Consider the following 20,466-nt stretch of genomic DNA (forward strand, 5'->3'; position numbering starts at 1 on the left):
ACGGAGAGTTTCGTTTCGATGGCGAATGGAAGCCACACCTTGGCGGGTAAGATCTTGCCGCGTGCGGGTGGGACTGGCCTACCCGTTTGGCCTACCCGAAAGGCTGTTTCTGGGTACGCTTCTCGCGCGCATAGAGCGCTACGGCCATCGCCCGGTTGCGGACGTCGAGCTTGTCGTAGAGATTCTTGAGGTGGTATTTCACCGTGTTCTCGGAAATGCCCGTCCGCGTCGCGATCTGCAGATTGGTCCAGCCGTCGGAGAGCACCGCCAGCAGCTCGCGCTCGCGGACCGTGAGCAGCGCCAGCGGCGTGTCGTTGACCTTGTTGATGTCGATAAAGGGGATGCAGATGCGCCCGTGCGCGACGGCCAGCATCGTCTCGAAGATGATGGCCGGATCGTCGAACTGAAAGCAGTAGCCCTGGGCTCCCAGCCGCACGCACTGCTTCAGGATGCCGATGTCATGGTCGTTTGAAAACACCGTTATGCGCACATCAAGCTTGCGGCCCTGGACCTCGGCCAGAACATCCGCGCCATCCATGTCGGAGAGCTTCCAGCCGATGACGGCGACGTCGAATTCGCCCGCCATTGCCAGTTCCAGGAAATGCTTGCCGCTTTGCACCGAGGCCAGAAGTTCGAAGCGCCCGTCGCATTCCAGCATTTCGCGCAGGGCCGATATGACGAGCGGATTGCGTTCGGCGACGACCACGCGAACGCGCCGCTCTTCGATTGCCTTGTTCGGTTTCTGCGAGCTGATCTTCAAGGGCTTCCGGCTGTTCGGGTTTCGGCCTGGGCGGTCCAGCCGATGCGTGGACCTGCATCATGACAATTCTGACCCAATTGCATAGGGGTGCTCTTTCCCCTGCGACATGCGCTGTCGCGCCGCCTGAACACCAAGCGCATCTTGTTCTCGTGAATTCGACAAGTCCGGGCTCGACTGCCAGTACCGCATCGGCGCAAATCATCGCCAATGGAAAGTGTCCGTTTCGTTCGGGATTTCCGTGGGTTAGAGCAACAGGTTGCGAACTCGAATCATGCTATGGTTCTATCCTTCTTTTTGTTTCAGCCTCGGACCCAAAACCGGTTTCCACTTTTCAAGATCATGGTCTAGACCTGACAGGCATCTTTTCGGGATTCTGATGGCGGGAGGCGCTGGTGGAAGGCCAGGACAAGCAGACGACCTCCGCCAAGGCGGCTGACGAGGCCCACGCCGACATCTATGGCGAGCACGGCGCGGTGCTTTCGTCCTTCCTTGCGCAGATCGGGGCTGCGATCGCCGACCGCGACACGCTGACCCTCAAGCGTGAAGTCGACCATCTGCACCAGTCGGAACTAGGCGACCTGATCGAGGCGCTGCATCCCGACCAGCGACAGGCCCTGGTCGAACTCCTGGGCGCCGATTTCGACTTTTCCGCACTGACCGAGGTCGATGAGGCGATCCGCATGGAGATCGTCGACAACCTGCCCAACGCGCAGATCGCGCAGGCGGTGCAGGAACTCGATTCCGATGACGCGGTCTACATTCTCGAAGACCTTGAAAAGGAAGACCAGGACGAGATCCTGTCGCAGTTGCCGTTCACCGAACGCATCAGGCTGCGCCGCTCGCTGGACTATCCGGAAGAGACCGCCGGACGGCGCATGCAGACGGAGTTCGTCGCGGTGCCGCCGTTCTGGACCATCGGCCAGACGATCGACTACATGCGCGAGGACAAGAACCTTCCCGACCGCTTCAGCCAGATCTTCGTCATCGACCCGACCTTCAAGCTGCTTGGGGCTATCGACCTCGACCAGATCCTGCGCGCCAAGCGCTCGGTCAAGGTCGAGGAAGTCATGCACGAGACGCGCCACGCCATCCCGGCCACCATGGACCAGGAAGAGGCCGCGCGGGAGTTCGAGCAGTACGACCTGCTTTCGGCCGCCGTCGTCGACGAGAATGAACGGCTGGTCGGCGTGCTGACCATCGACGACGTCGTCGACGTCATCCAGCAGGAGGCCGAGGAAGATCTCCTGCGCATGGGCGGTGTCGGCGACGAGGAGCTTTCCGACACCGTGCTTGCGACCTCGCGTTCGCGCGTTCCCTGGCTGCTGGTCAACCTTGTCACGGCATTCCTTGCGGCATCGGTGATCGGCCTGTTCGACCACACGATCGAGCGGATCGTAGCGCTCGCCGTGCTGATGCCGATCGTGGCCGGCATGGGCGGCAATGCCGGTTCGCAGACCATGACCGTCACCGTGCGGGCGCTGGCGACCAAGGACCTCGATATCTACAATGCCGCCCGCATCATTCGCCGCGAAGTGGGTGTGGGCTTCATCAACGGCATCGTCTTTGCCGTTCTGATCGGCATCGTCGCCGCGGTCTGGTTTCGCGATGCCAATCTCGGCGGGATCATAGGAGCCGCCATGATCATCAACATGTTCGCGGCCGCACTTGCCGGCATCCTGATCCCGCTGCTGCTCGACAGGTTCAAGATCGACCCGGCCGTGGCATCGGCGGTTTTCGTCACCACCGTCACCGACTGCGTCGGCTTTTTCGCTTTCCTCGGCCTTGCAAGCTGGTGGTTCGGCGTCAGGTAGCGGTCTCAATTGACTTTTACGTAAATGCCGTGCGAGGCTTGCTTGGGGTGCCGCGTCGATTCCGGCGAGGCGAGGGTTTGTTTCGGGACAGAGGGCGGCGCATGGCGATCGCCCGGGATTCCGGCACGGAGTGACAATGCGGGAATATTATTCGATCACCGAACTGACCCGCGAATTCGACGTGTCGACGCGGACGCTGCGTTTCTACGAGGACGAGGGACTGGTGCAGCCCGTGCGGCGCGGCCGCACGCGCCTGTTTCGTCCCTCCGACCGCCATCTCATCCGGCAGATCATGCGCGGCAAAAGGCTCGGCTTCTCGATCAACGAGATCCGCGAGATCATCCAGATGTACAAGGAGCCGCCGGGCGAGGTCGGGCAGCTCAAGCTGATGATCAAGCGCATCGAGGAAAAGCGCGAGGACCTCCGGCAAAAGCGCCGCGACCTCGAGGAGACCCTGGCCGAACTCGACCAGGCCGAGGAATCCTGCGTCGAGCGGCTGGTGGAACTGGGTGTGAATACGTGAACCGCTCGCAGCCGAAGACTTCAGCATTCGTCCAGGCCAACTTTCGCACACGTCCGAGATTGGGCGGAGCCTCCCGGACTTCGTCATCCTTGGGCGTAGCGACGCGAAGCGGAGCGAAGACCCAAGGATCCATGCCGTTACCTTGATCGTAGAGTGCCGCGGGGCAGAATTCTGAACCGTTGCAACGCCTTAACGTCACGGCATGGATCCTAGGGTCTGCGCGGCGTCGCTTTGCTCCTTGCTTCGCCCTAGGATGACGAAGTTAGGGAGGTTTCGGCCAATCGCCAAGGAATGCGATCTGCTTGCGCTGCTCCAGCAGCCTGTCATTACGGGACCGGCGGACGCTGCCTCAAATCCAGCGTCGCACCCGTTTGGTGTAGTCGCGGTATTTCTTGCCGAACTTCGCCGCCAGGATCTTTTCCTCGCCTTCGATCGCGACCTTCTGCGTAACGAACGCGGCGATGAAGGCAAACAGGAAGAACCAGGCTATCCCCGAGACGAAGGCGACGCCGATCAGCATCAGGGTGAGTGCCAGGTAGATCGGGTTGCGGGTGATGCCGAACGGACCCGAGGTGACGAGATGATCCGGCAGGGCGGTGGGGCTGAGCGTGGTCTTGGCCCGCATCATGGCGCGGATAGCGGTGACCCAGAGCGCCGCGGCGCCGAACAGCGCCACCCAGCCGGCCGCGAACAGGATGTCGCCCAGAAGATCGTCGATCCAGGGCAAGGGGTAGAGCATGCCGAGGATGACGCTGATAGCGATGGCCGCGGCGTAGATCACCGGTGGCCAAGGGATCACTCCGGGCTTCGGCTGGCTGTCGGTCATTGCGTTCCTCCCTCCGTCATCTTGCCCTCGGTCTTGGCGGTGCACATGCCGGCAAGATCGGACAGATGGGCTCTCCAGTCCGCAGTCTGGTCGTTGTTGTAGAGCCGATCAAGAGAGGCCTCGCCTTCGAGCGTATCGAGCATGCAGCCGCAATAGCTCGAACAGAAGGTTGCGTCGCGCGTCTGCTCGCACGAGCGCTGGCAGGTTTTCAGGAAATTGACCTGCGGGGTTTCGACCTGGGCCGGCATGACTTGCGAAAACAGCCAGACACAGCCTATCAGCAGCGGCTGGTGGATCAGGTAGAAGGCGAGGCTGTGGCGGCCGATGAAGACCAGCGGATTGGCCAAGCGGCCGGGCGCGATGCCCGCCAGGCGTGCTCGCAGGCCGGAGGAGGTGGCGAGCTTCGTCACCCCAATGCCGACGAGCACCGCGCCGAACCATGGAAACAGCGGCACGTAGTCGTTGGAACGCGGATTGATCGCCGACAGGCCGATCCACCACAGCCAGGGATGGTCGAGGGCCTCGAAGCGCAGGTAGACGGGCGCCGCGATGATCAGCGCGGCAACGACAAGCGTCAGCAGCGCGGGCAGCCGCAGGAAGGCAAGCCCAAGCAGGCTGGCGAGCGCGATCTCGTGCAGGATGCCGAAGAAGATGAAGCCATCGGGCGTGGCGATGCGTGTGACGACCGAAATGGCTATCGCCGCGCCCGCGATCATGGCGAACCGCTTCCAGAAGCCGTTCCAGCGGATCTGCTTGTCATGTGCGAGGTAGAGGCTGACGCCGACCAGGAACAGAAAGGTCGAGGCGATGCAACGCGCGTAGATTTTCCACCAGCCGAAGGCGGTAAGGCCGGGATCGGTGTAGCCGAAGAACTCAAGGTCCCAGGTGAAGTGATAGCTCGCCATGGCCAGCAGCGCGATGCCGCGAACGACGTCGATCGCGGCGATGCGCTTCGATGGCTCCGGAACGGGTGCGGTCGGCGTATGGATGGTCATGGTCTCGCGATCTGATTCAGCCCCGTTTGAGGACTATCACGGTTCAACCAGACAGAAGAAGGCCGGGACCGTCGGCATAGCGCCGAGCCGCGCCGGCCCTTTGGGATCTCGCTTTAGGCCAGCGCCGGAAAGCCTTTGACCAGCTTCGTTTTTCCCCGCACGCGCGTCGGTTTCCTCTTATTGGCACCGAAATGGCCAAGGCAGATTTGGCCGGTGATTCTGCTTTGGGGAAGCAATGTCCACCCATGTGCGCCATCCGATCTGGCTCCCGGCCCTCAAGGCCACGGATGCGCGCACCTTTGCCTCGCTCTACGCGGTCGAGTCCTTCGCTCGCGCCACGGTGTCGAGCGTCATCCCGATCCAGGCCTACGAGATTCTGCACAACGAGCAGATCGTCTCGATCCTTTATACCATCGTGGCGCTGCTCGGCCTATCGGTGACCTTGTTCATGCCGATGCTGATCCGCCGCTTTGCGCGGCGCTGGGTCTACACCGCCGGCGCCTGCCTGCTCGCCATCGGATCGCTCTTCTTCGTCACCCATACGCTTGCCGGACAATTGGCCGGCATGCTGTGCCGGGTCATGGGCGCCAGCGCGTTGTCGATCACGCTCAATCTCTACATCATGGACCATATCCGCAAGACCGACTTCATGCAGGCCGAGTCGCTGCGCATGGCGTGGTCGATGTTCGCCTGGACCGGTGGGCCGACGCTCGGCATCTTTCTTTACGCGCATTTCGGCATCTATGCCGCGCATGGCGCGGTGGCGGTGTTCGCTTCGATCTTGCTGGCCCTGTTCTGGTTCTATCGGCTCAGCGACAACCAGTCGATCCAACCGGGCAAAACGCGTCCGGTCAATCCGCTCGCCAATATCGGCCGCTTCGTCGCGCAGCCGAGACTGAGGCTCGCCTGGCTGATCGCCTTCGGCCGCTCCTGCTTCTGGACGACGTTCTTCGTCTATGGACCGCTGTTCATGGTCATCACCGGCGAGGGCGAACTGGCCGGCGGCCTGCTGGTCTCGGCCGGCAACGCACTTCTGTTCATGGCCATCTTCTGGGGCAAGGCCGGAAAGCGCTTTGGCGGCCGCAAAACCATGACCTTTGCCTATTTCGCCATGTCGGCCACGCTTCTGGCGGCAGGTGCGGTCGGCGAGAGCCTGCCGCTGCTCACTGGCGCCTTCCTGCTTTGCGGCGCCTTCTTCACCATTGCGCTCGATGCGCTGGGTTCGACCGCCTTCATGCGCTCCGTGCACTCCTATGAGCGCGCGCAGATGGCCGCGGTCTATCGCACCTATCTTGATTTTTCCGAGTTGACCCCGCCGCTGGTCTATTCCGTCGTGCTGGCGTTCTTCGGGCTGGGCTCGGTGTTCGTCACGCTCGGCCTGCTGGCGGCGTTTTGCGGCTTCGTGACCTGGCGCTATCTGCCGAAGTCGCTTTAACCGGCCTTGAAAATTCTACTCCGGCGGACATCTGTCGCGATTTTGGGCTTCCGGGTACCAATAGAACAAATGCGGCACAAGCAAACTGATCTCGACATGGCGCATTCGCAATGGTCGCCGGCGGAATTTGGTTTGCCGCGGGCGTCGATTCTGCCTATAGTCCAGCCTGTCGTCGGTTCCGTTTTGGAGCCAAGAGGGAATACGGTGCGGGCTGAGTTCTTGCCCAATGCCGTGGCTGCCCCCGCAACTGTGTGCGGTAGTCCTCTCCATAGGCCACTGAAGATTTTTCTTCGGGAAGGTGGAGAAGGGCGCTGATCCGCGAGCCAGGAGACCTGCCGGCGACAGGAAAATGACTTCGATGCCCTCGGGTGGAGGGCGAAAGGACAAGAGATGAATACCGCTTCCGTCTCCCTCGGCGCCTCCGTCTCCTCGCAGTCGCGCCTCATGCAGCTTGCGCTTGCCGCGCTGCTCGGCATTTTCGTCGTTAGCTTTGTCGGCTTTTCGCACATCGATGCGGTCCACAATGCCGCCCACGATTACCGTCATTCGATGGCATTTCCCTGCCACTGACGAGGATTTGACATCATGAACCTGTTTCGCAACGTCGTGTTCATCGCGGCGATCGCAGGGCTCGTGGCTGGCGTCGTTCTCGCCTGCATGCAGGCCTATGCCACCGTGCCGCTGATCCTCAAGGCTGAAGTCTATGAGCAGGCCGGCGGCGGCCACCATCACGACCACGCCGCACCGGCAGCAGCAGATACCAACGTTATGAGCCCTGCCGCGCCGGCAGGAAATGCCATGACCTCCGCCGCGCCGGCACCGGCTGAAGCAGCCGCCCCGGCGTCGGAAGACGAAGGCTGGGCTCCGGCCGACGGTTTCGAGCGTTTTGGCTTCAGCGTGCTTGCCAATATCGTCACTGGCATCGGCTTCGCGCTGGTCCTGGTGGCGGTCTCGGAATTCGCTGGCGGCATCGGCAATTGGCGTCAGGGCGTGTTCTGGGGCCTGGCCGGCTTTGCCATATTCACACTGGCGCCCGGCCTCGGCCTGCCGCCGGAATTGCCGGCCATGCCGTCGGCGGATCTCACGCAGCGCCAGATCTGGTGGGTGGCGACCGTGGTCGCGACCGCCGTGGGGCTAGGCCTGATCGCATTCCGCAAATCGCTGCCGCTTGCGATCCTTGCCGTCCTGCTGATTATCGCCCCGCATGTCATCGGCGCGCCGCAGCCCGACAGTTTCGAGACGCCGATCCCGGAGGGTCTGCATCATCAGTTCGTGGTGGCGGTGACGCTGACCAATCTGGTGTTCTGGCTGGTGCTCGGCGCCGCCGTCGGCGTGGTGCGCGGACGCTTCACCGGCACCGCCACCAGCCTGCGCGACAGCTTTGCCTGATCGCAGCAAGCTGACCTTCATCATCGGTGGTGCGCGCTCCGGCAAGAGCGCGCACGCCGAAATCCTGGTGACGGCTTTGCCCTCGCCATGGATCTATATCGCCACAGCCGAAGCCTATGACGACGAGATGCGTGAGCGCATCGCGCTGCACCGCTCGCGGCGTGTCGACGGCTGGGCGACCATCGACGCGCCACTCGATCTCATAGGCGCGATCAAGGCTTTGCCCGACAACCAGCCGATGCTTCTCGACTGCCTGACGCTGTGGCTGACCAATCACATGCTGGCCGAACACGATATCGCAACCGAGTGCCGTCGGTTGGCGGACGTGTTGTCACGGCCGCGCGGTCCGTGGTTCGTGGTGTCCAATGAAGTCGGACAAGGCATTGTGCCGGACAATGCGCTGGCGCGCCGTTTTCGCGATGACGCTGGACGGCTCAACCAGCAGGTCGCGGCGGTCGCCGATACGGTGCTGCTGATGGTGGCGGGGCTGCCGCTCAAGGTGAAATGACATGACCGAAGACAAGGATACGGAACGCCATCGCGCCAAGATGGCCAAGCGCAAGGCGGTGCAGGATGCCGAGGTGGCGAGCAAAACCGTCGAGAAGGGGCTGCTGATCGTCAATACAGGCCCGGGCAAGGGCAAGACCACGGCCGCCTTCGGCTTGGCGCTGCGCATGCTTGGCTATGGCAAGCGGGTCGGCGTCGTCCAGTTCATCAAGGGCAAGTGGCACACCGGCGAGAAGGACGCGTTCGCTGCTTTCGGCGACCGTGTCGTCTGGCACGCGATGGGCGAGGGCTTCACCTGGGAGACGCAGGACCTGAAGCGCGACATCGCCGCCGCCGAGGCCGCCTGGGCCAAGGCTCTGGAGTTGATCGCCGATCCTTCGATCAGCCTGGTCGTGCTCGACGAGCTCAACATCGCGCTGCGCTATGATTATCTCGATCTCGACAAGGTCGTTGCGGCACTGAAGGCGCGGCGCGAAGGTCTGCACATCGTCGTCACCGGCCGTAATGCCAAGCCGGCGCTCGTGGAGGCGGCGGATCTGGTCACCGAGATGGGACTGACCAAGCACCACTTTTCGGCAGGCGTGAAGGCGCAGCAAGGCATCGAGTTCTGAGAGTTTTGCGGGCTGTGTGCGAGGCGTTCGGGAAATAGCCTCGCTGATTCCGTTACGCCACGATGACAATCACGGAGACCACCCCGAACAGCGCAATCAGCAGATAGTCGGCAACGCGGTAGAGCTTCAGCGCCCGCCTGATGTCGCCGCTGTCGACGTCGCGGCGGCCGCCTTCGCCCATGAAGACGTCGTCGACCACCACGCCGCCATAGCTGCGCGGTCCGGCAAGCGCAAGGCCAAGCGCTCCGGCCATGGCCGCTTCCGGCCAGCCGGCGTTGGGCGAGCGGTGCTTTTTGGCATCGCGCCACACCGCAGTCCAGGCGTTGCGGGGATCGGCTTCCTTGACCAGGAAAGCAGTCAGCACGATCAGCAGAGCCGTCAGCCGCGACGCCGGCAGGTTGATCCAATCGTCGAAGCGCGCCGCCGCCCAGCCGAACGCCTCGTGGCGCGGGGTGCGGTGGCCGATCATCGAATCGGCGGTGTTGGCCGCCTTGTAGGCAGCACCCCCGGCTAGCCCGCCGACGCCTGTCCAGAAGGCGGGGGCGACGATGCCGTCGGAAAAATTCTCGGCCAGGCTTTCGATCGCCGCGCGGCAGACGGCGGCGCGGTCGAGCGTCTCCGGGTCACGACCGACGATTCGCGAGACGGCGACACGGCCCATGGCGAGGCCACCCGAGTCGAGCGAGTCCGCCACGGCCTCGACATGCTCATACAGGCTCTTCTGCGACAGGAAAGACGTCGCCAGAAGGGCGGCAATGATCAGTCCCAGGGGAACGAACCAGAGCAGAAGGATCTGCACGCAAAGGCCGATCACCGCCGGTATCAGCACGATGACCAGAAGCGCCCGGACGCCGCGTTGGCGACGCAGCGCGTCGGGATCAGTGGCGCGGTTGAGCCTGCGATCGAGAAAGGATATCAGGCTGCCGAACCACGTCACCGGATGACCGATGGCGCGAAACAGCCAGTCCGGATAACCCAGGACGAATTCGACGGCCAGTGACAGGAAAGCGATCAGGACTGACATGAAGCTTCTTGAAGGAGCGGTGGACCATGGTGGAAGTCTTGGCCGGGCGAGGGCGCTTTTCCCCAACGCCTTGCTGCCTTTCGTCGACCTCTCGACCGGTATCAATCCGCACTCCTACCCGCTTTTCGACTTGCCCGCCACCTCGCTGTCGCGTTTGCCAGAAGCAGGCCGCGGGCGCGAACTGACGGAAATCGCGGCCCGCACCTACGGCGCGCCGTCGCCAGCCCACGTCGTCGCGGCGCCCGGCACGCAGATCCTGTTGCCGCGCGTGGCATCGCTGGTGAGGCCCGGCAAGGCATTGGTGCTGGGGCCGACCTATGCCGAACACGCCCGGGCGGCGGCGATCGCCGGGCACGAGGTGGTCGAGGTCAGCGATTTTGCGGCGCTCGCCGACGCCGACCTTGCCATCATCGTCAATCCCAACAACCCGGATGGGCGCGTCATCGAGCGCGACCGGTTGCTGGTGCTCGCCGCAGGATTGCGCGCCAAGGGCGGCCTGCTGGTCGTCGACGAGGCGTTCATGGATGTCGGCCCGCGCGAACACAGTCTGGCCGGCGATGTCGGGCAGGGCGGCATCGTCGTGCTGCGCTCGTTCGGCAAGTTCTTTGGCCTGGCTGGCCTGCGGCTTGGATTCGCGCTTTCCGATACGCCGACGGTGGACCTGCTGGAAACGCAATTCGGCCCATGGGCCGTCGCCGGCCCGGCGCTGGAATACGGTATCCGCGCGCTTGCCGATGTCGGCTGGCAGGACGCGATGAGGACATCGCTCGCGGAGGCATCGGCACGGCTCGACGCGCTGTTCGGCCGCTTCGGCGTGCCCGTTGCCGGCGGCACCACGCTGTTCCGCTATCTCGGCCTGGCGGATGCCGCCGGCCTGTTTTCCGCGCTTGGCGAGCACGGTATCCTGCTGCGGCATTTCTCCGACCGGCCGCATGTCCTGCGCGCAGGCCTGCCGGGGAGTGACGAAGAACGGCGGCGGCTCGAATCCGCTCTTGCCGGCTGGGCTTCGCGGCGCGACGATAGCGCCAGGGAGATCGCGCGATGATGATCCATGTCTGTTCGCTGGCAAAGGTCGAGGAAACGGTGGCGAGGACCGGTGCCGACCGCATGCTATCGCTGCTCGCCGCCGGAACCGAGGTTGTCCGCCCGGCCTCGATCGCCAGGGAAAACCATCTGCATCTGGTCATGCACGACATTGCGGTGGCGCAGGACGGTATGACCATGCCGGGCGAGGATCACGTGCGCAACCTGCTCGATTTCGCGCGCCGGTGGGACCGCGCAAGGCCGATGGTGGTGCATTGCTATGCAGGCATCAGCCGTTCGACCGCTTCGGCCTACATCATCGCCGCCGCTCTGGCGCCGAAACGTGACGAGGCCGAATTGGCTCAGACATTGCGGACGCTGTCCCCCTCGGCGACACCCAATCCGCGCCTGATTGCCGTGGCGGATGCACTGCTTGATCGCAATGGCCGCATGATCGAGGCGATCCTGTCGATCGGCCGTGGCGCCGACGCCTTCGAGGGTACGCCTTTTGCGCTGAAGATCGACGCTTAGGAGACTATCTAAGCCACTCCGCGAGCTTTGCCTTGCGCACGTCCTTGAGCAGGCTGATGAACCCGTCGGCCTGATATTCTGCCGTCAAGCGTCCTTTTTCGGCTGTCGCGATGCTGGCGTCGCCGACCACGCCGTTCGGGTTCAGGTCGCTGGCGAGCCAGGCAAAGGCGTGCGTGCCGGTGTGGCGCAGCAGCGAGAATTCCTTCTCGGCGCGGGCGACGTTGGAAACGAAATTGTCGGCCCTGCCCATGGCGACAAGGTCCGGCCGGAAATGCAGCATCAGCGAAGTCTCGACATCGCCGCCATGGATGCCGTGACGATCCTCGAGCTCGGTGTACATGCCGGCCGGCCGGCCAAAGCGCTGCCAGCTCGTCTTCACCACCAGCATCCTTTCGCGCACGCGCAATTCACGCGTGATGATGCCCATGATCTCCTCATTGCCGCCATGCGAATTGACGACGACGAGCTTGCGCACACCGGCGCGCGCGACCGACAGGCCAAGCTCGGTCCAGGCCTCGACCAATGTCGTTGCCGGCAGGGTGAGGGTGCCCGGCGCGTGCAGATGCTCGTTCGACTTGCCCACCGCCTGCACCGGCAGGATGCGGATGTCGAGATCGTCGGGCAGACGCGAAATGACCGTGTCGAGCATGCCGTTCATGATCGAAGTATCGGTCGAGACAGGCAGGTGCGGCCCATGCTGCTCGATCGCCGCAACCGGCAGCACGGCGATCGTCGCCTCCGGATCGATCGAGGCATATTCGGTAGTCCGGTAGTCACCCCACCAGACGCGTTTTTTTGTTTTGTCCATTCTGACCTCGAAGAAACTGAAGCACGTCAGCCCCGCCCCTCACCCTTACCCTCTCCCCGTGAAGAACGGGGAGAGGGGTGGCCAGCGCTGGAGCTTCTCCCTTCTCCCCGTCACTATACGGGGAGAAGGTGCCGGCAGGCAGATGAGGGGCGGCGCCGAGCTTTGATAGTTAGACCTTAGACCATCGGCCAGTCGATTCGTAGCGCGGCGCTTCTCATCCTGCCGCGATTGCCTCGACCTCGACCTTGAATTCGGGCCGGGCAAAGCCGGAAACGATCATCAGCGTCGAGGCCGGCGCCGGGCTCGAAAACAGCCGGTCGCGGACATCCATATAGGGCCGCAAATGTGCGCGGTCGGTGACATAGGCATTGATTCTCACGATGTCCTGCAGTCCCAGCCCCGCCTCGCCGAGCACCGCCGCGAGGTTGCGGAAGCAGAGCTCGGCCTGGGCGCCGGCGTCCTCGGGAATCTGATCGTCCGCGGTGATCGCGACCTGGCCCGAGCACAACACCAGCCGCTTGCCCGCCGGCACCTCGACACCGTGGCTATAGCGGGCAAAGGGCGGCTTGATCGACTTGGGGGTGAGAAACTTGAACATGGCAATCTCCGGTTTGCCGTCAGCCTGGGACGGGTTTCATTACAGCTTCCAGATGGCGGTGCACAGCTTCAAGATGGCGGTGCATGTCGCCGGTGCGATTGTGGACAGGCGTTCAAAAAATGGGCACGATGCCTCCGGTGCAGCACGACCTTTCCGGCTTTCGCAGATGGCTGTGGTGCAGGCGGGCGGGTCCCGGCGCGAGACGCCAGTGGCATGTGTCTTGCTTCTTGAATCTTCGGTGTCGAGCCTGGCGCGTGGAGCGCCGGAGCAAACAAAGGGTGGTGTCGATGTACGGAAAACAGAAGATCTCGGTGGGCGTGGCAGCCTTGCTGGCCGCCAGCACGCTGGGGGCCGCGGCGAATGAAAAAGTCACCTTCGGCACCAACTGGCTGGCCGAGCCGGAACATGGCGGATATTACCAGGCCGTGGCCGATGGCACCTATGCCGCCTGCGGCCTCGATGTCACCATCATGCAGGGCGGCCCGCAGGTCAGCGGCCGGCCGATGCTGCTGGCAGGCAAGATCGATTTCTACATGGGCGGCAATCTGCTGTCGGCCTTCGATGCCGTGCAGCAGGGCATTCCGATGCGAGTCGTGGCGGCCGACTTCCAGAAGGATCCGCAGGTCATCATGTCACACCCCGGCGAGGGGCTCGACAAATGGGAGGATCTGAAGAACGCCGACCAGTATATTCTGGGCGACGAGGGCGTGCAGACCTTCTTCCAATGGATGGTCATCGAGCTCGGCTTCGATGCCGCCAAGCGCGTGCCTTACACCTATAACACCGCTCCCTTCATCGCCAACAAGAAGTCGATCCAGCAGGGTTACGTCACTTCAGAGCCGTTCGCGGTCCAGAAGGCAGGCGGCTTCGTGCCGAACCAGTTCCTGCTGGCCGACTATGGCTGGGACACCTATTCGACGACGATCGAGGTGATGCAGGACACGATCGACAAGAAGCCGGAGGTGGTCCAGTGCTTCGTCGATGGCTCGGCCAAGGGCTGGTACAAATATCTCTACGGCGACAACAAGGCCGCCAACGACCTGATCAAGAAAGACAATCCTGACATGACGGACGAGCAGATCGCTTTCTCGATCGAGCAGATGAAGAAGTTCGGCCTTGCCGATTCCGGCGACACCGAAAAACTCGGCATCGGCGCCATGACGGATGCGCGGATCAAGAGTTTCTACGACAAGATGGTCAAGGCCAAGGTCGCACCCGGCGGCATCGACATCAAGAAGGCCTACACGCTGGCCTTCGTCAACAAGGGCGTCGGGCTCGAGCTAAAGAAATAGGCCGGGGTCCGGCATGATAAGGGAAAAGGTGGCGCAAGCGCCCGCGAACGCGTCGGACGTCGCTCCGGCATTGCTGGCATTGCGCGGCGTCGGCAAGGTCTTTTCCAACGGCGTGACGGCGCTGAGCGATGTCGATCTGACGATCCGGGAAGGGGATTTCCTCAGCCTGCTCGGGCCGTCCGGCTGCGGCAAATCGACGGCGCTGCGGCTGATCGCCGGCCTCTCGACGCCGACCTCCGGCGTGCTTGACTGGCGCGGCGGCGGTTCGCTCGATCGCGCCAATATCGGCTTCGTCTTCCAGGAACCGACGCTGCTGCCCTGGGCCAGCGTCTTCGACAATGTCTGGCTGCCGCTCAGGCTGAAAGGCATCTCCCGTGCCAAGGCTGCTCCGGCGATAACGGAGATGCTGGCACGGGTCCACCTGACCGGTTTCGAGGATGCGGTGCCGCGCGAACTGTCCGGCGGCATGAAGATGCGGGTCTCGATCGCGCGCGCCATGGTGACCAGGCCGCGCGTGCTGTTGATGGACGAGCCCTTCGCCGCGCTCGACGAGATCACCCGCTTCAAGCTCAACAACGACCTGCTGGAACTGTGGCAGGACGAGCGCTTTACCGTCGTCTTCGTCACCCACAGCGTCTTCGAGAGCGTGTTTCTCTCCAATCGGGTGGTCGTCATGGCGGCGCGGCCGGGCAGGGTCTTCGACGAACTTGCGATCGAGGCATCCTATCCGCGCGATGAGGTGTTTCGCACCTCGCCAGATTATGCATCCCTTTGCCGGCAAGCCTCGGACGTGCTGGTCAATGCCATCAATTCAACAGCAGGCTCGCACCATGACGGCCATTGACGAGCGGGCGATTAAGCTCGACCCGGAGGAAGCGCGCCGGGTGCGCCAGGAGCGGCTCGAGCGGATCGGCCGCTGGGTGCTGCCGCTGGCGATCATGATCCTGGCCATCTGGCTGTGGGATCGCATCTGCGTGTGGAACGCGATCCCGCAATATATCCTGCCGCGTCCCGGCGTGGTGCTGTGGACGCTCTACAACGATGCCGGCCTGCTGTTCTCGGCACTGCTGGTCACCTTGCGCATCACCTTCCTCAGCTTGGCTCTCGCCGTTGTCGGCGGCGTCGGGCTGGCGGTTTTGTTCGCGCAATCGAAATGGGTGGAGATGTCGTTCTTCCCGTTCGCCATCGTGCTGCAGGTGACGCCGATCGTGGCGATCTTTCCGCTGATCAACATCTATGTCGACAACCAGACGACCAAGCTTCTGCTGTGCGCCTGGATCGTCGCCTTCTTCCCGATCCTGTCCAACACCACGCTCGGCCTCAACTCCGTCGACCGCAATCTGCGCGATTTGTTCAAGCTCAACGGCGCGACCCGCTGGCAACAGTTGCGCTATCTCAGGCTGCCGGCGGCGATGCCGTATTTCCTCGGCGGATTGAAGATCGCCGGCGGCCTGTCACTGATCGGCGCCGTAGTGGCCGAGTTCGTCGCCGGCGCCACCGGCCAGTCGTCTGGGCTTGCCTCGCGCATCATCGAGGCCGGCTACCGGCTCAATGCGCCAAGGCTGTTCGCGGCGCTGTTCCTGATTTCGCTGACGGGAATCCTGATCTTCCTGGTGCTGTCCCTGATTTCGCATCTCATTCTGCGGCGCTGGCATGAGAGCGCACTGAAGCAGGAGCGGTAAGGAATGTTCAGGCCGGAGACACCGCGAACAGACGTGCGCAGACATCGCGAACAGTTTTACACCGCCGCATCCTTCGGTGGTCGTCACGGCATGGATCCTCGGGTCTACGCGTCCGCTTCGCTCCCGCTCCGCCCGTGGATGACGAAGGACGGGAAGGCAAATGCAAATCGCCAATGCTGGAGATTTGTAGGAACCCCGGTATCTTCGACGTTTGCGATTGGCGGCGGCATCCTTTCTCTTCGTCATCCTAGGGCAGAGCGGGAGCGAAGCGGACGCGTAGACCCTAGGATCCATGCCGTTTCCTCCGAGCTCGACGGCAGCGCAAGATTGTTCGCGATGTCTCCACACGCCTGTTCACAAGATCTCCAGTCCAAACGCCGCCTTGAGGGGACGGTGTTACATTGGACAGAGGGAGATAGGGCTTGATCCCGACATCTGGTTCTTATCACCTCGCTAATGTTCGGCTTCATCAGTCGCTCACGCCCGACCTAGCTGCAACCTTCGACAGCGATGGCTTTGCGCTTGCCGACATTACCGTCGCCGACGGCAGGATTTCCAGCATCGCAGCGCGTGACCGCGCAACGGCGCCGGTCGACGCGGTCGATCTTGGCGGGCGTATCATTCTGCCCTGTTTCGTGGACTGCCATACGCATATCGACAAGGGCCATATCTGGCCGCGAAAACCCAATCCCGACGGCACTTTCATGGGCGCGTTGAATGCCACCGGCACCGACCGCGCTGCCCGCTGGAGTGCGCACGATGTTGCGCGGCGCATGGATTTCTCGCTGCGCTCGGCCTACGCGCATGGCACCAGGGCGCTGCGCACCCATCTCGACAGCGTCGCGCCGCAGGAGGAGATCTCCTGGCCGGTTTTCGAATCGATGCGCGAGACATGGCGCGGCCGCATCGAATTGCAGGGCGCCTGCCTGCTCGGCATCGAGGGCGTGCGCGACAGGAAATGGTTCGACGGGCTGGCGAAACGGGTTGCCGCCGCCAAGGGCGTGCTCGGCGTCGTCACCTATATGGTGCCGGATCTGGAAGAGCTGCTCGACCATGTCTTCGCGCAAGCGATCGAGCATGGGCTCGACCTGGACTTCCACGCCGATGAGACCGACGACATCGCCGCCATCTCGCTGAAGAAGATCGCCGAGGCCGCACTCTGGAACGGCTTCGAGGGCAAGATCCTCGTCGGCCATTGCTGCTCGCTGGCGCGTCAGCCCGATCTTGAGGTGCTAGACACGCTGGACAAGGTGGCCAAGGCCGGGTTGGCGGTAGTCTCGCTGCCGATGTGCAATCTCTATCTGCAGGACCGGCGGACCGACCACACGACACCACGCTGGCGTGGGGTGACGTTGCTGCACGAGATGAGGGTGAGGGGCATTCCGGTCGCGATCGCTTCCGACAACACGCGCGATCCCTTCTATGCCTATGGCGATCTCGACATGCTGGAGGTCTACCGCATGGCGACGCGCATTCTGCATCTCGACCATCCGGTCGCCGATTGGCCGCAAGCGGTCACCGCGACGCCGGCGAGCGTGATGCGGCTCGACGGCTTCGGCACGCTTGCCGCCGGCGGCGATGCCGATTTCATCCTGTTCAAAGGTAGGAGCTGGACGGAATTGCTGTCCCGGCCCGAATCGGATCGCATCGTTGTGCGCGCCGGGCGCGCGATCGACCGGCAATTGCCCGACTATGCCGAACTCGACGAACTAATGGTGGAATGATGGATATTTCGGCGCTCAAGCGCGATCTCGACGGGATAAAACTCGACGACAATCCGGCCATCGTCCAGCAGAAGAGCCGCGACTTCTACTGGTACAGTCCAGTACTGAAACAGCAGCTCGACCACGTCACCGGCGACCTGATCGTGACGCCGAAGGACGAGACCGAACTGATCCGTGTGCTTGCCGCCTGTCACCGGCATGGCGTGCCGGTGACGCCGCGCGGCAGCGGCACCGGCAATTATGGGCAGGCGATGCCGCTTTCGGGAGGCGTGGTGCTCAACCTCGCCGAAATGAACGAGATCAGGTCGATCGGCCCGGGCCGCGTGGTGACCGGACCAGGCGCGGTGCTGGCCGACATCGACAAGGCAGCGCGCGCGCATTCCGGGCAGGAGCTGCGGTTGTCGCCCTCCACCTACAACACCGCCTCGATCGGCGGCTTCATCGCCGGCGGTTCGGGCGGCGTCGGCTCGATCAATTTTGGCGGGTTGCGCGATTTCGGCAATGTGCTGCGGCTGCGCGTGGTGACGATGGAGGCCGAGCCGAAAGTACTCGAACTCGCCGGCGAGGATCTGCACAAGGTGACCCATGCCTACGGCACAAACGGCATCATCTCGGAGGTCGAGATGCCGCTGACCGCGGGCTATGAGTGGGTCGATGTCATCGTCGGCTTCGACAGCTTCATGGGCGCGGCGCGCTACGGCAACGCGCTTGCCCGCCAGGATGGCATCCTGACCAAGCTGATCACGCCGATATCAGCGCCGGTGCCGCAGCTCTATTTCAAGCGGCACCAGAAGTTTTTCAGGGAAGGGCAAAGCATCTGCGTCGTGATGGTGGCGCGGCATGGGCTGGATGCCTTCCTTGCCTTCACCCGGCGGGTCGACGGCGACGTGATCTTCAACGCCGCCGTCGCAACGCCGGACGAGAAGAAGGGCTTGCCGCCGGCCTACGAGCTGGCCTGGAACCATACGACGCTGAGGGCGCTGCGCGTCGACCCCGACATCACCTATCTGCAGTCGCTCTATCCCTTTCCCAACCAGCTGGCGCTGGTCGAGAAGATGGACGCGATGTTTCCAGGCGAAGTCTTTTCGCATCTCGAATTCGTGCGGCTGGACGGCAACATCACCTGTTTCGGCCTGCCGCTGGTCAAGTTCACCACCGAGGCGCGGCTCGACGAGATCATCCGGCTGCATGAGGAGAATGGCTGCCCGATCTTCAACCCGCACCGCTACACACTGGAAGAGGGCGGCATGAAGCAGACGGATGCGGTGCAGCTCGCCTTCAAGCGCGAGACCGATCCGCAAGGCCTGCTCAACCCCGGCAAGATGATCGCCTGGGAAAACCCGGACTACGACTATCGTTCGGGCCGGACTTTTTTGTTCAAGGGGCTGCAGAGGGTGGGATGAGGAGAGGTTCGCGCGCGTCCACCCCCCTCTGGCCTGCCGGCCATCTCCCCCTCAAGGGGGGAGATCAACTGTCGCCTCGGCTTTCGCCAATCACCAATGCCAGAACGGAAGGGAAGCGTCGAAACTGCCAATCTCCCCCCTTGAGGGGGAGATGCCCGGTAGGGCAGAGGGGGGTGCCTCGCGGTGACCTGCGGGATCTTCTCCAGTGAATATCCTCGTCCTCTTTGCCCATCCGGTCGAGACCAGCTTCAATGCCGGCCTGCACCGCATGATCATCGAGCAGCTGAGGGCGGCGGGCCATTCGGTCGACGACTGTGACCTCTACGCCGAGAATTTCGACCCGAGGCTGACGCGTAAGGAGAGGCTGGACTATCACAACCAGCGCGGTCCCGGGGAAGCTGTTGCGCCCTATGTCGAGCGTCTGTTGCGGGCCGATGCGCTGGTGCTTTCCTACCCGGTCTGGAACTACGGCTTCCCGGCGATCCTGAAGGGCTTCTTCGATCGCGTCTTCCTGCCCGGCGTGTCGTTCAAGCTGGTCGACGGCAAGGTGCAGCCTTCGCTGCACAACATCAAGAAGGTCGCAGCTGTCACCACCTATGGCGGCAGCCGGTTTCGCGCCATCTTGATGGGCGATCCGCCGCGCAGACTGATCAAGCGCATGCTGCGCGCCACGGTAAAGCCCGGCGCCTCGGTGACTTACCTCGCGCACTACGCGATGAACCTGTCGACCGACCAAACGCGGAAGGCCTTCATGACCAAGGTCGCGGACAGGATGGATGCGTTCTGATGCGGGTCCTCGTGGTCTACTGCCATCCGGTGCCGGAAAGCTTTTGCGCCGCCATCCGTGACACCGCCATCGACGTGCTGAGGCGCAGAGGCTGGGAGGTGCGGCTGCTCGACCTCTATGCCGAGAAATTCGATCCGGTGATGGGCTGCGAGGAGCGGCGGACCTATAATGAGCGAGCGCCGCAGGATCCGGCGCTGAAACCGCATTTCGAACTGCTCAACTGGGCCGAGGCGCTCCTGTTCGTCTATCCGACCTGGTGGTACGGGCTGCCGGCGATGCTGAAGGGCTGGCTCGACCGGGTGTGGGCCACCGACATCGCCTTCAAGCTGCCGGCCGGCAAGGGCGGGATCAAGTCGCTGATGACGCATGTCACCAAGGTCGGCGTCATCACCACCTGCGGCGCGCCGACCTGGTGGAGCGTCGTCGTCGGCCAACCGGGGCGCAAGACCCTGCTGCGTGGCATGCGGGCACTGTGTGCGACGCGCTGCCGGACGTTTTTCCTGGCACACTATCTGATGGATGCCTCGACGCCGCGGACACGAGCTGCGTTCCTGGCGAAGGTGCGGATGAGGCTGGAGAGGTTTTGATGGACTTTACCCTCCCCCTTGTGGGGAGGGTCGCGCAGCAAATGCCGCTCGGGCGGCTTTTGCGAAGCGGGGTGGGGGTCTCGTAGGGCGCACCCCCACCCCGTCCCGCAATCTCCGCTTCGCTCCGACTGCGAGCCGACCCTCCCCACA

The 20,466-nt window shown here is 63.3% G+C and carries 23 protein-coding genes and 1 riboswitch; of the genes, 17 read left to right on the forward strand and 6 right to left on the reverse strand.

The window, feature by feature from the left end; translation table 11 throughout:
- Positions 1–91: 91 nt before the first annotated feature.
- On the reverse strand, positions 92–760 hold the full coding sequence (locus FJ938_RS20695; protein ID WP_140696887.1) for a response regulator transcription factor: 669 nt from the start codon (positions 758–760) through the stop codon (positions 92–94).
- Between the two features lie 392 nt (positions 761–1,152).
- On the opposite strand from FJ938_RS20695, the gene mgtE reads away from it, so the two are divergent.
- Both mgtE and FJ938_RS20705 read left to right on the forward strand, forming a co-directional pair.
- Positions 1,153–2,571: a magnesium transporter gene (gene mgtE / locus FJ938_RS20700; RefSeq protein WP_140696889.1), complete on the forward strand. Its 1,419-nt coding sequence runs from the start codon at positions 1,153–1,155 to the stop codon at positions 2,569–2,571.
- A 136-nt stretch (positions 2,572–2,707) separates the two neighbouring features.
- Complete coding sequence (locus FJ938_RS20705) at positions 2,708–3,094, forward strand: MerR family DNA-binding transcriptional regulator (RefSeq protein WP_006203215.1); 387 nt, start codon at positions 2,708–2,710, stop codon at positions 3,092–3,094.
- Between the two features lie 349 nt (positions 3,095–3,443).
- Here FJ938_RS20705 and FJ938_RS20710 read toward each other — a convergent pair whose 3' ends face one another.
- On the reverse strand, positions 3,444–3,920 hold the full coding sequence (locus tag FJ938_RS20710) for an isoprenylcysteine carboxylmethyltransferase family protein (protein ID WP_140696892.1): 477 nt from the start codon (positions 3,918–3,920) through the stop codon (positions 3,444–3,446).
- Positions 3,917–4,915, reverse strand: a complete 999-nt coding sequence (locus FJ938_RS20715) for a DUF1624 domain-containing protein (RefSeq protein ID WP_140696895.1) — start codon at positions 4,913–4,915, stop codon at positions 3,917–3,919. Before FJ938_RS20715 ends, FJ938_RS20710 begins: the two co-directional genes overlap by 4 nt.
- Positions 4,916–5,150: 235 nt before the next feature.
- Here FJ938_RS20715 and FJ938_RS20720 point away from each other — a divergent pair, with 235 nt between their 5' ends.
- The 5 genes from FJ938_RS20720 (at position 5,151) to cobO (ending at position 8,857) form a co-directional block, all read left to right on the forward strand.
- Entirely contained in the window at positions 5,151–6,350 is a 1,200-nt protein-coding gene (locus FJ938_RS20720) for an MFS transporter (RefSeq protein ID WP_140696898.1), read from the forward strand.
- A gap of 156 nt (positions 6,351–6,506) precedes the next feature.
- Positions 6,507–6,705: riboswitch (cobalamin riboswitch) on the forward strand.
- A 35-nt stretch (positions 6,706–6,740) separates the two neighbouring features.
- The gene (locus FJ938_RS20725) at positions 6,741–6,920 is read left to right on the forward strand and encodes a CbtB-domain containing protein (RefSeq protein ID WP_140696901.1); all 180 of its coding nucleotides are present in this window, start codon (positions 6,741–6,743) and stop codon (positions 6,918–6,920) included.
- A gap of 15 nt (positions 6,921–6,935) precedes the next feature.
- On the forward strand, positions 6,936–7,739 hold the full coding sequence (locus FJ938_RS20730) for a CbtA family protein (RefSeq protein WP_140696904.1): 804 nt from the start codon (positions 6,936–6,938) through the stop codon (positions 7,737–7,739).
- Positions 7,732–8,247, forward strand: a complete 516-nt coding sequence (cobU, locus tag FJ938_RS20735; protein ID WP_140696907.1) for a bifunctional adenosylcobinamide kinase/adenosylcobinamide-phosphate guanylyltransferase — start codon at positions 7,732–7,734, stop codon at positions 8,245–8,247. The genes FJ938_RS20730 and cobU overlap by 8 nt, the downstream gene beginning before the upstream one ends.
- Position 8,248: 1 nt before the next feature.
- Entirely contained in the window at positions 8,249–8,857 is a 609-nt protein-coding gene (cobO, locus tag FJ938_RS20740; RefSeq protein WP_140696910.1) for a cob(I)yrinic acid a,c-diamide adenosyltransferase, read from the forward strand.
- Positions 8,858–8,909: 52 nt separating this feature from the next.
- On the opposite strand, the gene cbiB is transcribed toward cobO, so the two are convergent.
- Positions 8,910–9,881 carry an adenosylcobinamide-phosphate synthase CbiB gene (cbiB, locus tag FJ938_RS20745; RefSeq protein ID WP_140696913.1) on the reverse strand — a complete coding sequence of 324 codons (972 nt, stop codon included), beginning with the start codon at positions 9,879–9,881 and terminating at the stop codon, positions 8,910–8,912.
- Here cbiB and cobD point away from each other — a divergent pair.
- Complete coding sequence (gene cobD, locus FJ938_RS20750) at positions 9,880–10,926, forward strand: threonine-phosphate decarboxylase CobD (RefSeq protein ID WP_140696916.1); 1,047 nt, start codon at positions 9,880–9,882, stop codon at positions 10,924–10,926. The two genes, cbiB and cobD, sit on opposite strands and share 2 nt — an antisense overlap.
- Positions 10,926–11,435 (forward strand): tyrosine phosphatase family protein, encoded by a 510-nt coding sequence (locus FJ938_RS20755; RefSeq protein ID WP_140696928.1) that lies wholly within the window; start codon positions 10,926–10,928, stop codon positions 11,433–11,435. Before cobD ends, FJ938_RS20755 begins: the two co-directional genes overlap by 1 nt.
- 4 nt (positions 11,436–11,439) lie before the next feature.
- Here the strand turns inward: FJ938_RS20755 and FJ938_RS20760 are convergent, their stop codons facing one another.
- On the reverse strand, positions 11,440–12,243 hold the full coding sequence (locus tag FJ938_RS20760; protein WP_140696919.1) for a creatininase family protein: 804 nt from the start codon (positions 12,241–12,243) through the stop codon (positions 11,440–11,442).
- A 214-nt stretch (positions 12,244–12,457) separates the two neighbouring features.
- Positions 12,458–12,841 (reverse strand): RidA family protein, encoded by a 384-nt coding sequence (locus FJ938_RS20765; RefSeq protein ID WP_140610510.1) that lies wholly within the window; start codon positions 12,839–12,841, stop codon positions 12,458–12,460.
- Between FJ938_RS20765 and FJ938_RS20770 the strand changes: the two genes are divergently transcribed.
- The 8 genes from FJ938_RS20770 (at position 12,834) to FJ938_RS20810 (ending at position 20,316) form a co-directional block, all read left to right on the forward strand.
- Positions 12,834–13,205 carry a hypothetical protein gene (locus FJ938_RS20770; protein ID WP_140696922.1) on the forward strand — a complete coding sequence of 124 codons (372 nt, stop codon included), beginning with the start codon at positions 12,834–12,836 and terminating at the stop codon, positions 13,203–13,205. The genes FJ938_RS20765 and FJ938_RS20770 overlap by 8 nt on opposite strands.
- Positions 13,129–14,133, forward strand: coding sequence for an ABC transporter substrate-binding protein (locus FJ938_RS20775; protein ID WP_140696925.1), 1,005 nt, complete (start codon positions 13,129–13,131; stop codon positions 14,131–14,133). The genes FJ938_RS20770 and FJ938_RS20775 overlap by 77 nt, the downstream gene beginning before the upstream one ends.
- A 13-nt stretch (positions 14,134–14,146) precedes the next feature.
- Positions 14,147–14,977: an ABC transporter ATP-binding protein gene (locus FJ938_RS20780; RefSeq protein ID WP_140610513.1), complete on the forward strand. Its 831-nt coding sequence runs from the start codon at positions 14,147–14,149 to the stop codon at positions 14,975–14,977.
- Positions 14,964–15,815 carry an ABC transporter permease gene (locus FJ938_RS20785; RefSeq protein WP_140610514.1) on the forward strand — a complete coding sequence of 284 codons (852 nt, stop codon included), beginning with the start codon at positions 14,964–14,966 and terminating at the stop codon, positions 15,813–15,815. The genes FJ938_RS20780 and FJ938_RS20785 overlap by 14 nt, the downstream gene beginning before the upstream one ends.
- A 422-nt stretch (positions 15,816–16,237) precedes the next feature.
- Positions 16,238–17,539 (forward strand): cytosine deaminase, encoded by a 1,302-nt coding sequence (locus FJ938_RS20790; RefSeq protein WP_140610515.1) that lies wholly within the window; start codon positions 16,238–16,240, stop codon positions 17,537–17,539.
- On the forward strand, positions 17,539–18,942 hold the full coding sequence (locus FJ938_RS20795; RefSeq protein WP_140696931.1) for an FAD-binding oxidoreductase: 1,404 nt from the start codon (positions 17,539–17,541) through the stop codon (positions 18,940–18,942). Before FJ938_RS20790 ends, FJ938_RS20795 begins: the two co-directional genes overlap by 1 nt.
- Positions 18,943–19,147: 205 nt before the next feature.
- Entirely contained in the window at positions 19,148–19,729 is a 582-nt protein-coding gene (locus tag FJ938_RS20805) for an NAD(P)H-dependent oxidoreductase (RefSeq protein ID WP_140612874.1), read from the forward strand.
- The gene (locus tag FJ938_RS20810; protein ID WP_140612873.1) at positions 19,729–20,316 is read left to right on the forward strand and encodes an NAD(P)H-dependent oxidoreductase; all 588 of its coding nucleotides are present in this window, start codon (positions 19,729–19,731) and stop codon (positions 20,314–20,316) included. The genes FJ938_RS20805 and FJ938_RS20810 overlap by 1 nt, the downstream gene beginning before the upstream one ends.
- The last annotated feature ends 150 nt before the right edge of the window (positions 20,317–20,466 follow it).

This window comes from Mesorhizobium sp. B2-4-14, from assembly GCF_006442155.1.
Classification (GTDB): domain Bacteria; phylum Pseudomonadota; class Alphaproteobacteria; order Rhizobiales; family Rhizobiaceae; genus Mesorhizobium.

Coding starts and splice junctions, on each gene's coding strand:
- FJ938_RS20705 (WP_006203215.1), top strand. CDS start 2,708: ATGCGGGAATATTATTCGATCACCGAACTGACCCGCGAATTCGACGTG.
- FJ938_RS20710 (WP_140696892.1), bottom strand. CDS start 3,920: ATGACCGACAGCCAGCCGAAGCCCGGAGTGATCCCTTGGCCACCGGTG.
- FJ938_RS20715 (WP_140696895.1), bottom strand. CDS start 4,915: ATGACCATCCATACGCCGACCGCACCCGTTCCGGAGCCATCGAAGCGC.
- FJ938_RS20720 (WP_140696898.1), top strand. CDS start 5,151: ATGTCCACCCATGTGCGCCATCCGATCTGGCTCCCGGCCCTCAAGGCC.
- FJ938_RS20725 (WP_140696901.1), top strand. CDS start 6,741: ATGAATACCGCTTCCGTCTCCCTCGGCGCCTCCGTCTCCTCGCAGTCG.
- FJ938_RS20730 (WP_140696904.1), top strand. CDS start 6,936: ATGAACCTGTTTCGCAACGTCGTGTTCATCGCGGCGATCGCAGGGCTC.
- cobO (WP_140696910.1), top strand. CDS start 8,249: ATGACCGAAGACAAGGATACGGAACGCCATCGCGCCAAGATGGCCAAG.
- cobD (WP_140696916.1), top strand. CDS start 9,880: ATGAAGCTTCTTGAAGGAGCGGTGGACCATGGTGGAAGTCTTGGCCGG.
- cbiB (WP_140696913.1), bottom strand. CDS start 9,881: ATGTCAGTCCTGATCGCTTTCCTGTCACTGGCCGTCGAATTCGTCCTG.
- FJ938_RS20755 (WP_140696928.1), top strand. CDS start 10,926: ATGATCCATGTCTGTTCGCTGGCAAAGGTCGAGGAAACGGTGGCGAGG.
- FJ938_RS20760 (WP_140696919.1), bottom strand. CDS start 12,243: ATGGACAAAACAAAAAAACGCGTCTGGTGGGGTGACTACCGGACTACC.
- FJ938_RS20765 (WP_140610510.1), bottom strand. CDS start 12,841: ATGTTCAAGTTTCTCACCCCCAAGTCGATCAAGCCGCCCTTTGCCCGC.
- FJ938_RS20775 (WP_140696925.1), top strand. CDS start 13,129: ATGTACGGAAAACAGAAGATCTCGGTGGGCGTGGCAGCCTTGCTGGCC.
- FJ938_RS20780 (WP_140610513.1), top strand. CDS start 14,147: ATGATAAGGGAAAAGGTGGCGCAAGCGCCCGCGAACGCGTCGGACGTC.
- FJ938_RS20785 (WP_140610514.1), top strand. CDS start 14,964: ATGACGGCCATTGACGAGCGGGCGATTAAGCTCGACCCGGAGGAAGCG.
- FJ938_RS20795 (WP_140696931.1), top strand. CDS start 17,539: ATGGATATTTCGGCGCTCAAGCGCGATCTCGACGGGATAAAACTCGAC.
- FJ938_RS20810 (WP_140612873.1), top strand. CDS start 19,729: ATGCGGGTCCTCGTGGTCTACTGCCATCCGGTGCCGGAAAGCTTTTGC.